Source organism: Winogradskyella marina, assembly GCF_015645385.1.
Lineage (GTDB): Bacteria > Bacteroidota > Bacteroidia > Flavobacteriales > Flavobacteriaceae > Winogradskyella > Winogradskyella marina.
The window spans coordinates 138,207-155,179 of sequence record NZ_JADOET010000008.1 but is presented as its reverse complement, the minus strand read 5'-3'; the positions used below and the strand labels follow the sequence as shown (position 1 = coordinate 155,179).

At 32.5% G+C, this 16,973-nt stretch carries 11 protein-coding genes; 6 read left to right on the top strand and 5 right to left on the bottom strand.

All coding sequences use genetic code 11. The annotated features are described in order from the left end of the window. Window positions 1-62: 62 nt before the first annotated feature. On the bottom strand, window positions 63-2,315 hold the full coding sequence (locus ITJ86_RS10975; RefSeq protein ID WP_195871681.1) for a hypothetical protein: 2,253 nt from the start codon (window positions 2,313-2,315) through the stop codon (window positions 63-65). A 100-nt stretch (window positions 2,316-2,415) separates the two neighbouring features. On the opposite strand from ITJ86_RS10975, the gene ITJ86_RS10970 reads away from it, so the two are divergent. From ITJ86_RS10970 to ITJ86_RS10960, 3 genes are all read left to right on the top strand, one after another. After that, window positions 2,416-2,931, top strand: coding sequence for an RNA polymerase sigma factor (locus ITJ86_RS10970; protein ID WP_195871680.1), 516 nt, complete (start codon window positions 2,416-2,418; stop codon window positions 2,929-2,931). 61 nt (window positions 2,932-2,992) lie between these two features. Next, window positions 2,993-3,889: a FecR family protein gene (locus ITJ86_RS10965; protein WP_195871679.1), complete on the top strand. Its 897-nt coding sequence runs from the start codon at window positions 2,993-2,995 to the stop codon at window positions 3,887-3,889. Beyond that, complete coding sequence (locus tag ITJ86_RS10960) at window positions 3,882-6,197, top strand: TonB-dependent receptor domain-containing protein (protein WP_195871678.1); 2,316 nt, start codon at window positions 3,882-3,884, stop codon at window positions 6,195-6,197. Before ITJ86_RS10965 ends, ITJ86_RS10960 begins: the two co-directional genes overlap by 8 nt. Window positions 6,198-6,253: 56 nt before the next feature. Here ITJ86_RS10960 and ITJ86_RS10955 read toward each other — a convergent pair whose 3' ends face one another. Both ITJ86_RS10955 and argS read right to left on the bottom strand, forming a co-directional pair. Then, window positions 6,254-7,540, bottom strand: a complete 1,287-nt coding sequence (locus ITJ86_RS10955; protein ID WP_195871677.1) for a carboxypeptidase-like regulatory domain-containing protein — start codon at window positions 7,538-7,540, stop codon at window positions 6,254-6,256. Between the two features lie 99 nt (window positions 7,541-7,639). Then, window positions 7,640-9,421 carry an arginine--tRNA ligase gene (gene argS / locus ITJ86_RS10950; RefSeq protein WP_195871676.1) on the bottom strand — a complete coding sequence of 594 codons (1,782 nt, stop codon included), beginning with the start codon at window positions 9,419-9,421 and terminating at the stop codon, window positions 7,640-7,642. 719 nt (window positions 9,422-10,140) lie between these two features. Between argS and ITJ86_RS10945 the strand changes: the two genes are divergently transcribed. Continuing rightward, window positions 10,141-12,201, top strand: a complete 2,061-nt coding sequence (locus ITJ86_RS10945; RefSeq protein ID WP_195871675.1) for a tetratricopeptide repeat-containing sensor histidine kinase — start codon at window positions 10,141-10,143, stop codon at window positions 12,199-12,201. A gap of 94 nt (window positions 12,202-12,295) precedes the next feature. Here ITJ86_RS10945 and ctlX read toward each other — a convergent pair whose 3' ends face one another. Continuing rightward, window positions 12,296-13,228 carry a citrulline utilization hydrolase CtlX gene (gene ctlX, locus ITJ86_RS10940; protein WP_195871674.1) on the bottom strand — a complete coding sequence of 311 codons (933 nt, stop codon included), beginning with the start codon at window positions 13,226-13,228 and terminating at the stop codon, window positions 12,296-12,298. A 135-nt stretch (window positions 13,229-13,363) separates the two neighbouring features. Here ctlX and ITJ86_RS10935 point away from each other — a divergent pair, with 135 nt between their 5' ends. Further along, window positions 13,364-15,121, top strand: coding sequence for a M14 family metallopeptidase (locus tag ITJ86_RS10935; RefSeq protein ID WP_195871673.1), 1,758 nt, complete (start codon window positions 13,364-13,366; stop codon window positions 15,119-15,121). 333 nt (window positions 15,122-15,454) lie between these two features. Beyond that, window positions 15,455-16,336, top strand: coding sequence for a bile acid:sodium symporter family protein (locus ITJ86_RS10930; protein ID WP_195871672.1), 882 nt, complete (start codon window positions 15,455-15,457; stop codon window positions 16,334-16,336). A gap of 42 nt (window positions 16,337-16,378) precedes the next feature. Here ITJ86_RS10930 and ITJ86_RS10925 read toward each other — a convergent pair whose 3' ends face one another. Next, window positions 16,379-16,960 carry an NUDIX hydrolase gene (locus tag ITJ86_RS10925; protein ID WP_195871671.1) on the bottom strand — a complete coding sequence of 194 codons (582 nt, stop codon included), beginning with the start codon at window positions 16,958-16,960 and terminating at the stop codon, window positions 16,379-16,381. Between the last annotated feature and the right edge of the window lie 13 nt (window positions 16,961-16,973).

The following is a 16,973-nucleotide window of genomic DNA, read 5'->3' as shown; positions in this document are numbered from 1 at the left end:
AAAGAGCCACTCATGACAAATGACCCTTTTCAATCAACTTAACTTACTATCTCATTGTTTCTTTATTCACAGGTTCTATCTAGAACAATTTCAATACTGCTATCATTAACATTGTGCAACACTAATTGGTTTGCTGTACATTCTACAACCAACCAGCTTCCATTAATGGCTTGGATATTTGGTTCTGCTACATTAGAAAAACCTATAACAACACCATTATTGGTTTGTGCTGTTGACCAACCAGCATTGATGGTAATTGTATCTGTATAAATCACTACAATTTCTGTGTCTTGTTCAAAGGCAAGATTATAATTGACCAGGTTGTCACTTCCATTATAGCTTGTGATATTCCATTGACATTCTGCTAAAATTCCTGAGACATCTCCTTCTGTACAAGAACCAGCATTACAGTTAACCACATTTAATTGAATTGGAAATATTTCAACCATGCCATTGATTTCTACTCTTGTATAAATAGTCGTATTCAATTCTGCGGTACTATAACTAATAGGATTTGCAATAGGATTTATGTCTGCTGTAGCATTAGATTGTGTTTCATAATACGATACCACATCTGCACTTGGTGTACAGTTTGAAAATGCTATTGGAAGATTGAAATCGTAAAGCACTGTTGCATCAGAATAACACGTTTCTAAAACGGCATCAAAACTTTGGAAACATTCAAAATAATTACATTCGATGGTATTTAAAAAGATAGAAAATATTTCAAAATCACCATTACTAGCTTCAATTCTCAAAAATATTTCACTACCTGTTGCTTCATACGCTTCTGTATTTATCAATGCATTTACATTGGTTTCCGCATCAATTAAGGTTTCATGAAAAGACGGAATATAGGATGCCATACAATCTACCAAACCAATAGTTTCTGCATTTAAATTAAAAACAGCAGAACCGCTCTGATTGGCACATTCCACTAATTCATAATTGTCAAAACAATTAAAAAGATCACTATTACAGTCCTGCTCCAACACTAACATTTGGTCACCTTTAACAAGTACAATGCTATCCGCATCACATTCAACTATTACCCAATCTCCTTCAAGAGCATCTTGAAACGCTGTTAATTCTGAAAAAATTAATATTATGCCTTCTTCATCAACAGATAGATTCCACCCTCCGCCAATAGCAGATGTTGCCATGCCTTCGGAAATTTGTAAATCTCCATTGGTGTTGAATATCATACTATTATTTTCAAAATTGCCTGTTCCATCACTAAAATCCCAAGGACATTCTTGCAGAATAGTACTAATATCAGAAAGTGAACAATTTAAATCATCTTCACAAACCTGATTAAGAACCATAGTTTGTTCACCTTTTATAAATTGAATGGTCTCATCATCACATTCTACAATTTTCCAGTCGCCACCTAAATCTTCGAAACCTGAATCTAAGTTAAGAAACGTTTCTCCGTCTGTTGAACTTACAGACCAGTCACCAACAACATTATAAGAACTACCATCTTGAAAAACAGCAAACGTGCTATCTGAATAAAATACTAATTCAATACCAACAAACTCAGGAAAACTAGAATAAGTCGAAATTTTCCATTGGCAGTCTTCTAACTGTGATGCTACAGAATCTTCGGTACAATTATTATCGTAACAATCATCACCAGCTACCTCAATAGCATCAGATAACTCCTGGTTGGTATTTACCTCAGTGGTTTCTCCATTTGCGTACTCTAAAGATACTGGGAAGTTTAAACTAACCACAACAGCATTTTCATCGTCTTCTAAACCATCTAAAAAACCGTATAAGCTTTCATCATTTTCAATGATTACGGTATCAATAAGATTAAACTCAGCATTAAATACTGAAAACGACATCGGATAAACAAAGTCTACACAGTCTATAGCATTAGTTTCATCTTCAACACAGGCGTTTATAAAACTTTCTAACGCTTCTTCATTTGCAATCACAGTTTCGCTGTAATCACTAAAAATAATAGTAATTGGAAATATAAAATCTAAGACATTATCTTCACTAGTAGTATAATTTAATAAATTTTCAAGTTCGTCTAAATCAGATTGTGTTTCAATAGTAAAAGTAATATCACTGATTACAATTGTAACAGGTAATTCTACAGAAAAGCAGCTTGATTCATCTAAAATATCGTCAGCAGCACCATAATTAGCAGTAGTTCTGCCCATTAGGTTAGCTAAGGTAGAATTGGCGACAATAGTTTCTTGATCATTCGGAGTATTTACTTCAGTAATCTCGTCTTGACAAGAGGTCAAGTAAAACAGGGCAAAAAGGACATAAATAAATAGGTGTTTTGATTTGGTTTTCATGGTTTTACGCTTTCCGTTTATTATACAACAATTAGTCTTCTATATTCCCTACCTCAATTATCTAAAATATTATTTATAATTTGTGAACCTATAAAACTCCATGAGTAAACCTATACAAGATAATATTTGCGAATCGCAGTTATTTGAGCGTTTATATAAAAAGCACGCCAAAAACCTGCATGATTTTTTGTACTACAAGTTTGGAGATCAGTTATGTCCACAAGATAAAGTTCAAGAAGCTTTTATAAAATTATGGCAAAACTGTGGTAAAGTTTCTCCTAACAAAGCCAAAAGTTATCTGTTTACAACCGCAAATAACCTAATGCTTAACGCTTACGCACATCAAAAAGTGATTTTAAAATACAGTAAGCAACCACAAAATCACATCAGTAATGAAACACCCGAATTTGTATTAGAAGAAAAAGAGTATCATCTAAAATTACAAAAAGCGTTGAGCAAATTAACGGAAGCACAACGTGTGGCGTTTTTAATGAATAGAGTTGAAGGCAAACGATTTAAAGAAATAGCGGAAGTATTAAATATCTCTGTTAAAGGTGTAGAAAAGCGTATTTACGGAGCTTTAAAAAAATTACGTGAAGACATTGATGAACTATAACATGTTATGGAAGTAGGGATTTTTAAATTTAAGCTGTTATATAGTTGAATTCATATTATTTATGCAAAGAGAAAACCTCATAAAAAAATGGTTAGATAATAATCTAAATACTGAAGAGCAAAATGCTTTTGAGCAATTAGAGGATTATAATGAATTAATAAAAATGGACACTGCTTTAAAAGATTTTAAAGCACCAGAATTTTCTAGTGACCAAAACTACCAAGCTTTAAAACCACATCTCAAACCTAAATCATCAACTGCAAATCAATGGTTAAAACCGTTACTAAGAATTGCCGCAATTTTAGCCCTAGGATTTAGTGTATATTATTATACAACAACTTTAGATACTACAGTTGAGACACGTATTGCGCAACATACAACCATTGAATTACCCGATAATTCCACTGTAGACCTTAATGCCAACTCTACTATTACGTTTAATAAAAATCAATGGACCAAAACCCGAGAAGTTTCCTTAGAAGGAGAAGCTTTTTTTAAAGTCGCAAAAGGTCAAAAATTTGATGTGATTACTACAGACGGAATCGTGAGTGTTTTAGGCACACAATTTAATGTAAAACAACGTAAATCATACTTTGAAGTAACATGCTACGAAGGCTTAGTCGCAGTAACGCATAACAACAAGACGACTCAACTAGAGCCAGGACACACCTTCTTAATAAGAGATGGGAAACTACTTGCAAATGAAAAAGAAAACGCTGTGCAACCGCAATGGTTGCATGGAGAAAGTAGCTTTACGAGCGTACCTCTTAAACATGTTATTGCTGAATTTGAAAACCAATACAACCAAACTGTAGTGACCAAAGATATTGATCTTTCTCGATTGTTCACGGGAAGTTTTACACATAATAATTTAGATTTAGCACTGAAATCTGTCACAATACCATTAAATTTAGGCTACAGCAAATCAGGAAAATCTATTTTACTAAAGCGTGAATAAAACATTACTCTGTTTAGTTTTCTACATTGTATCAATTGCCTTTTGTAACCTAACGTTCTGTCAGGAACCAAGCGGAGAAAAACCACTTGCCCAAATTCTGCTAAAATTAGAAGCGACATATGATGTTAAATTTTCGTTTGAAACCAAAACTATTGAAGGGATTTTAATTCGCCCACTACCTGATGAACTTTCCTTAAAACAAGTATTAAATCATTTAAACAGCATAACACATCTTAGTTTTGAAATGCTGAATAGTCGCTTTATCGCGATCACACAAAAAGAGATAGAAGAACCAGTAAGCCAAATACAACGATTAGAAGAAGTTGTCATTACAAACTACCTTACCAAAGGTATTTCTAAAACCAATAACGGAACTATAAAAACCAATACAAAAGCTTTTGATATTCTACCAGGATTAATTGAACCAGATGTGTTGCAAATAGTACAAAATCTACCTGGAATAATGAGTGTAGATGAACGGATTTCTAACATCAATGTTAGAGGTGGTACCAATGACCAAAATTTAATCTTATATGAAGGTATAAGAATGTATCAATCTGGTCATTTTTTTGGATTAATATCAGCCTTTAACCCTTACTTATCGGAAGATATTACAATTTCTAAAAATGGAACCAGTGCCAAATTTGGCAATGCAGTTTCTAGCACTATTACCATAAAAAATTCAGACAAAATAGATAAAAACAGAAGTGGAGGACTCGGTGGTAATATGCTAAGTGTTGATGGTTTTGCAAAAGTACCTTTATCTGAAAAAACAGAATTACAAGTCTCTGCAAGACGTTCTTTTACTGATATCTTGGTGTCTAAAACTTACGATGCTTATTTTGATCGTATTTTTAGTGATTCAGAACTAAATACGTCTACACCTACGAATACCCTTTTAGCCCAAGACGAACGATTTCTTTTTTACGATTTTAACGCTCGCTTTCTATATGATATTAGTTCAACATCTAAGTTTCGCATTAATGTGATAAACATTTCGAACGACTTGGATTACAGCCAAGTATTTACGACCACAGACAATAATTTTCAAGAAACCAAAAGTGAATTAAACCAAACAAGTTATGGTGGAAGTGTATCGTATTCAAAACTTCTAAACCAGGATCTAAACTTATCTGCTCAAGTCTATTTTTCTAATTATGATTTAGATGCTAAAAACAACAATATTAGCAATAATCAGCTGTTAACTCAAGAGAATAAAGTTGAAGATTTTGGTTTTCTGTTTGACGCGTCTAAAATAGTAAACGAAAGCATTAATTTTAATTTAGGTTATCAATTTAATGAGGTTGGTGTTACTAATTTTGAAGATGTTACTAATCCTGATTACACGAGTTTTGTAAAAGAAATTATAAGAACACATGCATTATTTGGAGAGGTTGAATGGTACTCAATATCTCGTGACACCTATATCCGCTTAGGTTCTCGAATTAGCTATTTTGGAAAGTTATCGGAGTTTTTAATTGAGCCTAGATTTACAGTAAACTATAAGTTTCTAGATTATTTTAGACTTGAAGTTTTAGGAGAATTAAAAAGTCAATCTATTACGCAGATTATAGATTTACAACAAGATTTTTTCGGCATAGAAAAACGACGATGGCAACTCGCCAATGGTAATGATGTTCCTTTGATTACAAGTGAACAGACCTCAATTGGTCTTAGTTATAATAAAAATAATTTGCTAGTTTCTGTTGAAGGCTATTACAAAGGTGTACATAATATTACAGCACGTAGCCAAGGGTTTCAAAACCAGTTTCAATTTACTGAAGATATTGGCCATTATACTGTTAGTGGTATAGACTTTCTTATAAATAAGCGTTTTAATGATTTTAGTACATGGCTGAGTTATACGTATAGTAAAAATGATTATAAGTTTAATCAATTACATAACGGCAAATCATTCCCTAACACCATAGATTTAAGACATGTGTTTAATACGTCTCTTACTTATAATCGCGATAAATTTAAAATAGGTATTGGTTTTAATTGGCATTCTGGAAGACCTTTCACACCTCCAAAAGACCTTCAAGACAATAGTAATTTTACCATAGAATATAATGCTCCTAACAGCTCTAGGTTAAGTGACTATTTTAGAACTGATATTTCTGCCATCTATAAATTTAAACCATCCAAAGGCATTTCTGCAGAAGTTGAGGCTTCAATCTGGAACATCTTTAATCAAACTAATATCGTTAATCGTTATTATACATTTGATTCGGATAATAACATATTAGACATTAAAAATAAGTCCTTAAAACTAACACCAAACCTAAGCTTTAGAATGAATTTCTAAAATGGACTTCATAAAAAAAACCTGAATAAAAATTCAGATTTTTTTAAAATGTTGGACTAACCATTAACCGTTTTGTCTCTTTCTTTTTGTTTTTCTATGTTTTTCTTTATTTTATTTATAGCAGACTCAATTGATTTATCTGGTTCTATTAGATTATATTCTCCCCAAAAATTAGGATCTGAAAACCCAGAAATAGCATCCGTAATTATTACAGAAGGCCTAAGTTTATCTTTGTTTTTTATCTTTTTATCTGTGCTATTTTCCACCCAATCAGTTACTGCCATTTCGCTAGATAATGTATAAACTTTATTGAAGAGTTGACGTTTTTTATTCACCTTAAACGTTAAGCTTAAATTAGAATAACTATAGTACCATTTATCTCCCTTTTCTTTATAATCTACCTTATAAATAGCTTCTAAAGGATACACTTCAACATCACTAGGCTTCCTTTTAACTAAAAGATTTTTAGTCTTTTTCATATCACTAACATCTAAAACATAATTAGCGCTTACTAAAGCTAGCGTTTGTACATCTATAAATAGTTTTCCGTTGTAATTTACTCTAAGTTGATTTGCTTTTGGACTAAAATTAACTACATAAACAGTTCTATTATTTATAGTCGTTGGGTTGTCAAAAACATAATTATAGCTACCAATACTTTCGTCTGTAAAAATATACTCAGGATATTTCATAATATCCAAAAACATAGTTGAAAATGGACCACCTTGTAACTTCACAGAAACGGTATCTAAACGTTTGTAATCTGTACTTTTTCTAGCTTTCCAAAGTTGAATAGCATCGCGTTGTTTTGATAAGTTTGGTTGCTTTAAAATATTAACAACAGCTTCTGTTAAGGACACATTTCTATTTCTACGCTTAATAGTTTCTCTGTAAAATGCCGTCATAAAAACAGATCCTTCACTTACATTTTTACTTTTATCGCTAAGTACTTTTCGTATTAAACTTTCCGCGTTTTTAAAAGCTGCAATATTAACAGCAGACAACTTTGTGACGGCTTCATATAGCGTTACAACATAGTTATTGTCGGCTAATTGAGATAATGGAACAACGAAGGTATTATACCCTAAAAAAGTCACCACCACTTTTGAATCTAAATATTGGTTTGGTACTTTTAAAGTGAATTCACCTTCGGAATTTGTTATCGTACTAATATTGGTGTTATTAATATTAAGACTAGCAGCTTCAATTACTTTATTTGTTCTACCATCAATAACTTTACCTTGATACTCCTTAAAACCGGTTTGAGCATTTAAAGAAAATAGTACAAACACTAGCAAAAGAAGTGTACTAGTGTAACGTTTTAAAGTGTGAGAATTTTCCATAACAAAAAGATTTAATGAACGTATTAACTCTTCCTAAGATACGAAAAAAACAATAAACTACTTTATATCAGCATGTTAAAATTCAAGATTTAAATTAAACTACATACGTTCTGGAACGCCGATACCTAAAAGCTGAAATGCGTTTTTTATAGTTTGGCTAACCGACTTAGATAAACCGACTCTAAAATTCTTTTCTTCGTCTGAATCTGCTCCTAAAATGGATACATTTTGATAGAATGAATTAAACTCCTTTACCAAATCATAGGTATAATTAGCAATCAATGCCGGACTATGTTGCTCTGCTGCATTTTGAATCACTTCTGGAAACAATTCTAATTGCTTAATGAGTTGTTTTTCTTTGTCGTGTAGAGACACGTCGACTGTGCTCAGTGTGACATTTTCATCCACATTAGCCTTTCTTAAAATAGACTGAATTCTGGCGTAGGTATATTGAATAAATGGCCCTGTATTTCCTTGAAAATCGATAGACTCCTTTGGATCGAATAAAATTCGTTTTTTAGGGTCTACTTTTAAGATGTAGTATTTTAAAGCCCCTAACCCAATGGTTTTATAAAGTGTTTGTTTTTCGTCAGTTGAATAGTCTTCAAGCTTTCCTAATTCATTAGAAATCTCTTCAGCCGTATCTGTCATTTCTTGCACTAAATCATCGGCATCTACAACTGTTCCTTCTCTACTTTTCATTTTTCCACTTGGCAAATCAACCATTCCATAACTTAAATGAAATAAATTTTTTGCCCATTCGAAACCTAATTTCTTCAAGATTAAGAATAGCACTTTAAAATGGTAGTCTTGCTCATTTCCAACAGTATAAACCATCCCACCAACATCTGGATAATCTTTTATTCGCTGAATGGCTGTACCAATATCTTGTGTCATATAAACAGCAGTTCCATCGCTACGTAATACGATTTTTTCGTCTAAGCCATCGTCTGTTAAATCGCACCAAACCGAACCATCTTCCTTTTTGAAAAAGACCCCTGAATTTAACCCTTCTGCTACAAATTCTTTTCCTAACAAATAGGTATCACTTTCGTAGTAATAGGTATCAAAATCGACTCCGATGTTTTTGTAGGTCACATCGAAACCATCATAAACCCATTGATTCATTTTTTTCCAGAGTGCAACAACGTCTTCATCTCCTGCTTCCCATTTAATGAGCATTTGTTGTGCTTCTAATAATAGTGGCGCGTTCTTTTTAGCCTCTTCTTCAGATTGACCTTGAGCTACTAATTTTGCAATTTCAGACTTGTATTCTTGATCAAATTTTACATAATAATTTCCAACTAATTTGTCACCTTTTAAACCTGTTGAGCTTGGTGTTTCGCCATTACCAAAACGTTGCCACGCCAACATACTTTTACAAATATGAATGCCTCTGTCGTTTATAATCTGAGTTTTGTAAACTTTCTTTCCAGAAGCTTTTAAAATTTCTGCGACAGAATAACCTAAAAGTACATTTCTAACATGTCCTAAGTGCAATGGCTTATTTGTGTTTGGCGATGAATATTCTACCATTATGGCTGTATCATCCCTTTGATCTGCAAATCCGAAATTCGATTTATCTTTTATAGATTGAAAGAACTCTAAATAATACGAATCACTAATTTCTATATTTAAAAAGCCTTTTACAACATTAAAGCCTTTAACCACTTCTACATTATCTAAAAGATACTGACCAACCTGCTCTCCAATAACAGCCGGATTCCCTTTTACAACACGCAACATAGGAAACACAACAACTGTAACATCTCCTGCAAACTCTTTGCGAGTGGCTTGAAATTCTACCGTTTTTAATTCCGATTGAAACAACGCTTTAATCGCTGCTTTTACCTGTAATTCTAATGTCTCTTGAAGGGTCATAATTCTACTTTATTTTCATGTTTTAAAACCTTGGCAAAGATAGACGATTTATTGTTTTATTAGAGTACTATACAGACATAATTGCGTAACTTTATAGACTTTGAAAAAGTGTAAAGTAATCTCAAGAAAGAAAATGACACGACTTAAATACTTCTTTTTAAGTGTTATTATAATTACCACAACGATTACATAGATGCCAACGCTAATTATTTAGCGTTCTTTAAGCGACGTAACTTCTAAAGACATCAAATTTTTCTACTAGGCTCCAGATTAGATGGCTTTTATAGTAATAAAAATTTATCGACAAATGGAACGTCCTAGGTAAACCAACATGTTTTCGATTTTAATCTAAAAACCTTACCTGTGTTGGGCACATTTAACCATAACCACCTTATTACCTACTGTTTAACCAAACAATGTATTTCATCGATGAACATGTATTACTACCGTTATTTTTGCTTTTTATCGATATGTAGTTTTTTTAAAATATTATATTTGTCACTTCAACTAATAAATTGGTATTAAATCCTAAATATTAGCATATTTGTTTTCATAATAGCATTTTTGAAAGGCTATTAATCAATGTCCCAAACATTAATGAGGCTTAATAATCAAACATTAACCAAGTTGTTATTGTTTTGTATTAACTTACTTTTTTCGTCCCTCCCTAAAAGTTTTCTAATCCAAAACAGCACAATTCGTTTTAACGCTATTTTAAGATGAAACAGTTATTTATACTAGCTGTATGTCTTATATCGTTTTCAGTTTTTTCTCAGAATGAAAAAATTGATAAACTTACGGTACAAATAGCATATCTAAACGCAGACTCTACGAAGGTGGATATGTCTTTGGTGCTTATTAATGAACTTTATAAAAATAAGGACTTTGGGAAGGCCTTACTTTATGTTAATGAAACTTCTAAACTTTCTGAAGACCTTAACTACATAAAAGGATTAGCAGAAAGCAGTTATTATAGAGCATTGATCTATACAGAGCGCAATGATTATTTTAATGCTATAGACAACTACAAAAAATCTAGAAATTTATATTTAAAAATAAGCGACACTGTTGGAGTGGCTAAAGTGAGTAATAGTATAGGCCTCATTGAAATTAAAAGAGGAAATTATAAGCTAGGTTTACAAAACTCGTTATCTGCAATATCTATTTTTGAAAAACAACATCTAAATGATGAGTTAAGTTTAGCATATAACAATCTAGCTGAAGCTTATCATAAAACCAATCAAATTGATAAAGCAATAGAATATAATTTTAAAACTTTACAAGTCCGCAAAGAAATTAACGACAAAGAAGGTATTAAAATATCTACTAAAAACATTGCCGGACTTTATTCAGAATTTAAAGAACATCGCAAGGCTATAGAATATTACGAAAAAGCATTAGATATCCTTAATCCTAATACAGATCAAGATTTACGAGGTGAAATACTACCTAAACTAGGTAGTGAGTATTTGCGTTTTAAAGAGTATGATAAAGCAGCAGAATACCTAGTAGAAGGTTTAAAATACAATAGAGAACAAAATAATAGCGAAGGTATTTTAAGAGCTTTAAATGCTATTGGACACTTAAATCTTCAAAAGAAAAAGGTTAAGCTAGCCGAAAGACAATTAAGCGAAGCGTATAAAATTGCACAAAAAATAGATGATAAAACCGAGCTTTTAGAAAACTATAAACTACGTATTGCTTTAGATTCTACAAGAGGATATTATCAAAATGCATTTTTCTGGCAGAATAAATTTTATGATTTAAAAGACTCACTTTCCAAGGTAGATCAACCTGTATTTCCAACAGTCACAGACTTAGCCCCTTTAGATTTCACTAAGAACGCCACCACTGATAACGACATTACGCCTAACGATAAACAACAGATTAATGAACCGTTTAATTTGTTTAACAATCCTTATATTTTATACGGAATTATAGCTGCGTTTGTGTTGGTATTAGCTGTTTTAATTTATAGCCTTATAAATTCTAAATCGCATAAAGAAGCATTAGAAAAACAAAAAGACATTTTAGCTGAAGAACAAATAAGAACCGAAGCCATTTTAGAACAAACGCATCATTTGGAAGAGGTTAACCAAGTAAAAGACAAGTTGTTTTCTATTGTATCTCACGATTTAAAAGATTCTATTTCCTCTATTAAAGCATTTTTAGATTTACTAAAAGAAGACAGTATTTCTAAAGATGAATTTTACGAGCTCATACCAGAATTAAGCGAAAATGCCAATAATGCATCTTCACTTTTATTTAATTTATTGAATTGGTCTAAGTCGCAAATGCAAAATTTAGAACCAAATCCAGAGCACTTTAATATACAAGATGTATTTCATTCTAAAATAGCCTTAGTAGAACAAAAAGTTGAAGACAAAAGCATTGTTTTAATTGATGAATCTCAAAACGATTTTATTTATGCAGATCGCAGCATGGTAGAAATTGTGATTCAAAATTTAATTACCAATGCCGTAAAGTTTAGTAGAACCGGAGATGTCATTACGATTTCTAATCAAGATGTAAATGGTAAATCTCTAATTTGTATAGAGGATACTGGTGTTGGTATTTCTAAAAACAATATCGATAAGTTATTTGCTGCACATAAAAACTTTACAACGGCTGGCACCAAAAATGAAAAAGGAACTGGCTTAGGCTTATCTATCGCTATGGATTTAGTAGAACTGAATAATGGTAGAATTTGGGTAGAAAGCACTGAAAATGTTGGAAGTAAATTCTTTGTTGAGCTACCAAAATCAGAGTCTAAGGCTTAATTTCAAGATTCAAGATTCAAGATTCTTAAGTAAAAAGGTTAAAGTGAGTGTACGACTTAACAACAAACAACTTAACAACAAACACATTTACGATTTATCGTTTCGGCAAAAACACCTCAGCCATCATACAACGCGCACTTCCACCACCACAGGTTTCTATAGTTTCTAAAGAACTCGAAATAATAGGACCATACTTTTCTATAGTTGTCACTTGATTTGGCGTTAAACTTTTATGTGCTGCTTCACTCATTATTAAAAAGAGCTGGTCATTTGTTCCACGTAACTGCAACATGTTTCCTGCAAAATGATGCATCTGCTTTTCGGTAATTGAAATAATCGCTTTGCCATCTTGCTTTAAATGTTTAACGACATTTTTTCGTTCTTTTTTATCATCAATACAATCTAAGCAAATCACCACAAAATTCTCTGCAACACACATCATCACATTGGTATGATAAATTGGCAACCGCTTGTCGTTAACAGATTGATAGGCTGTAAAAATCACTGGACTATATTCAAAATCCTCACAAAATTCTATAAATAAATCCTCATCTGCTCTTGGAGACAGCGCACAATAAGCTTTTCTATTAACACGGTCTAGAATAACGCTACCTGTACCTTCTAAAAACACACCTTCGTGTTCTGCAGAAGTATAATCTATAATGTTTTCTATCTTAAAGCCTTCTTCTTCTAGCCTTATAAAAATTTCATCTCTACGCTCGCGTCGTCTATTCTCTGCAAACATAGGATACTTTGCTACATCACCATTAGCATGAAAACTCACCCAATTATTCGGGAATATAGAATCTGGAGTGTCATTAACTTTCTCGTCGTCTTCTACGATGACGTTAATACCTGCCGCTTTTAGTTTTTCAACAAAAGCATCAAATTCCACTTGTGCCTTTGCATTAATTTCCGCATTTTTCCCATCTAAATCTTCCTGAAAATAATTATTAACAGCCGTTTGCTCATTCATCCTAAAGTTTACAGGACGAATCATTAAAATAGTATTTGTTGTTTGTTGCATAATATGACATCTAAAAAGTGTTGCAAAATTAGGCATTTTTATGACTTGAAAAAGCCTAAGGAGACAACTTTGTTTTGTATAAATTCATTAAGTTTGAAACATAATGCCCAATTTATTATCAATCATAATTTTATCATGAAGAAACTATTCATCCTATTCTTAATTATTTGTTCTTGTGCTGAGAAAACAGAAGAGCAAAAATCAGAAAATAAGGTCATTGCTATTGACTTTACCACAACTTTTGAAAAAACCGAAGGATTAGAAACTGCAACCTACAACGAGACCATAAAGTATTACCAAGATTTAGCGACTAGTTATCCGGAAATATCAATACAAGACATTGGAGAAACAGACTCTGGAAAACCACTTCATATTGTAACATTAAACATGAATGGATCTGTTGATAATTTTGAAACCATAAGACAAAACAACAGAATTTTATTAGTAAATAACGGTATTCATCCTGGTGAATCTGATGGCATTGATGCCACAATGATGCTATTTAGAGATATTGTACAAGGTAAAATTGAAGCACCAAAAAACACCGTTATCGTTACCATTCCTGTGTATAATATTGGTGGTAGCTTAAACCGAAATTCCACAACACGAACCAACCAAAATGGCCCAAAGTCTTACGGTTTTAGAGGAAACGCCAGAAACTATGATTTGAATCGTGATTTTATAAAATCTGACACCAAAAATGCCAAAGCCTTTGCGCAGGTTTTTCATTTAGTGCAACCAGACGTTTTTATCGATAATCACGTAAGCAACGGAGCAGATTACCAATACACCTTAACACATTTGCTTACGCAGCACAATAAATTAGGTGGTGACCTTGGAAACTTTTTACACACCAAAATGATGCCAAGTCTAGAGCAAAAACTCGCAGCTAAATCTTGGGACATCACACCTTATGTTAACGTCTTTAATCGTACACCAGATTCTGGATTTACGCAATTTTTAGACTCGCCACGTTACTCTACAGGGTACACAACTTTGTTTAACACCTTAGGTATGATGATAGAAACTCACATGCTAAAACCCTATAAACAACGTGTTGAAGGTACTTATGAGTTAATGAAAACGATGATTGAAATCACTGAAGAACAAGGTGAAACCATCTCAAAATTAAGAAAAGAGCAAGCTAAATTATGGTCAGCAGGACATAGCTATCCATTAGCTTGGGCTGTAGATACCGTAAAAACATCAACCCTAAAATTTAAAGGCTACGAAGGCGAAATGATTCCAAGTGAATTAACAGGAGCTAAACGTTTAAAATACGATAGATCAAAACCATTTACCAAAGACATTACTTATAAAAACTATTATAAAGCAACAGACTCAATTACAATTCCGGAAGCTTATATTATTCCTCAAGGTTGGCATAAGGTCATCGATTTGTTAAAGTTGAATAATGTAGAATTCACACAATTTAAAACCGACACAACTCTAACCGTTGAGTCTTATAAAATCGGAAGTTTTGAAACTCGAAAATCTCCTTACGAAGGCCATTATGCACATTACAAAACAACCGTAAATACATCTGAAGTTAACGTTACATTTAGAAAGGGTGATTATATGATATCTACTAATCAAAACGCACTCCGCTATCTTTTAGAGACTTTAGAACCAGCTGCACCTGATTCCTTTTTTAACTGGAATTTCTTTGATACTATTCTTCAGCAAAAAGAAGGTTTTTCACCTTACGTGTGGGAAGATAGAGCAGCAGAATTGCTAAAAAACAATCCAAAACTTCAAATAGAATACAATGTAAAAGTTAGTTATGACGAGGAGTTTGCTAATAGTTGGTATGCACAATTAGATTGGTTACATAAACAAAGTAAACATTATGAAACGGCTCATATGCAATACCCTATTTACCGTTTAAATTAGACTTGATTTTCTAAGTTTTCTACAGACTTCATTTAACCACTAAAGTAAATCACATTATAAAAACATTTAACTCTTATGAGAGCATTAATCTTTACATAATCATTAGCAATGGCTTTGCCAATTGTTTCTTACACAACAAGTGCAAAAAATTAAAGACGCTAAAGCTGCTGAGATCTCACCAATATATCGTGCTGAGTATGCCGGCTTCAAATTACAACCTTTAATGCCCACCTTTAATACTATAGTTTTTATAACCGTAAAAGCTAAGGTTTCAGAAACTTGAGGTTTTAGCATTAAAAGGTTAAATTCGTCTCAATTATATAAAACCGAACTATGTCTATAGCCGAACTTATTAGTAATGTATTTTTACCATTATCATTAGCTATTATTATGCTAGGAATGGGAATGACCTTAATTCCTGCAGATTTCACCAGACTAGTTAAGTTTCCTAAAGCTATTTTAATAGGATTAACAAATCAACTCATACTGTTACCACTTATAGGGTTTTCTTTAGCTATTGCCTTTAATTTAAGTCCAATTATGGCAGTAGGCTTAATGATTTTGTCAACCTGCCCAGGTGGTCCAACAAGCAACTTAATAACTCAAGTTTGTAAAGGAAATATAGCACTATCAGTGACCTTAACCGCTATTGCAAGTTTTGTGAGCATATTAACCATTCCTTTTATATTATCCTTTGCTTTAGACTATTTTGGAACAGACGAAACCGTTACAATAAAGTTACCAATTCTTGATACCATCATTCAAATTATGGGCATAACAGTTATTCCTATTTCTATAGGTATGCTTATCAGGAAGTATAAAATTAAATTTGCATTACGAATGGAAAAACCGATGCGCACCGCTTCTACAGTCATTTTTATTTTAGTGTTTATCGCAGTTATTTTGGCTAATCTCGATATTCTAAGCACAGCGATGAAAGAAGTTGGTCTGGTTACTTTACTATTAAATATTATTACCATGGGATTAGGGTATTTAACCGCACGATTATTTAAGCTAAAATTAAAGAATGTTATTTCTATTACGGTTGAAAGTGGTATACAAAACGGCACACTTGCCTTTGTCATTGCAACGTCAATATTGCACAATGTAGAAATGGGAATTCCAACAGGTGCTTACGCCATATGGATGTTTATAACAGGTGGAATTTTAATGTGGCAACTTGGCAAAAGACCAGAACCAGCTTCTAAAAGCTAATTCTAAACCTGAACACGTTTTGAAAACTAAAACAAAAGCATCTTAGACCAAAATTTTAATATTAGCATAGCTATTTTCTAATGCTTTTTGAGATGCCTTAGCGTCCAACCATTCTACTTTAGTAATGCCTTCTTTTTCTTGTGGAATCAATTCACCGTCATACTTAGTTTTCATTTCAAACCAATAGGTGATTTTAATTTTATGTTTCCCGTTACGCTTAAAAATGTGATAGGTTGTTGGTAACGGTTTGGTAATTTTTAACCCTTCAACTCCTGTCTCCTCTTCTACTTCACGAATAGCGGTTTCTTCAATTGTTTCTTTACGTTCTGCTTTTCCTTTTGGTAAATCCCATTTATCATTTCGGTAAATAAAAAGAATTTCATCTTTAGAATTATATGCTTTTCCACCACCCGCAACAACATTAGGCAAAAGTTTCAAAAACTTTTTTAGAAGTTTGTCTTCGTTCTTATGTACCAGGTGAACCGCTTTTAAATCTGAATTATTTAAGGTTTTTATAACCTTTCCTATATTTACAGATTTTAAAAGAAAAGATTTAAAATCGGTTTCTTGTTTGACTTCAGTAGTTAAGATTATAGGTTTATCACCTACATAAATAGTGTACATCGTTTGGGTTTGT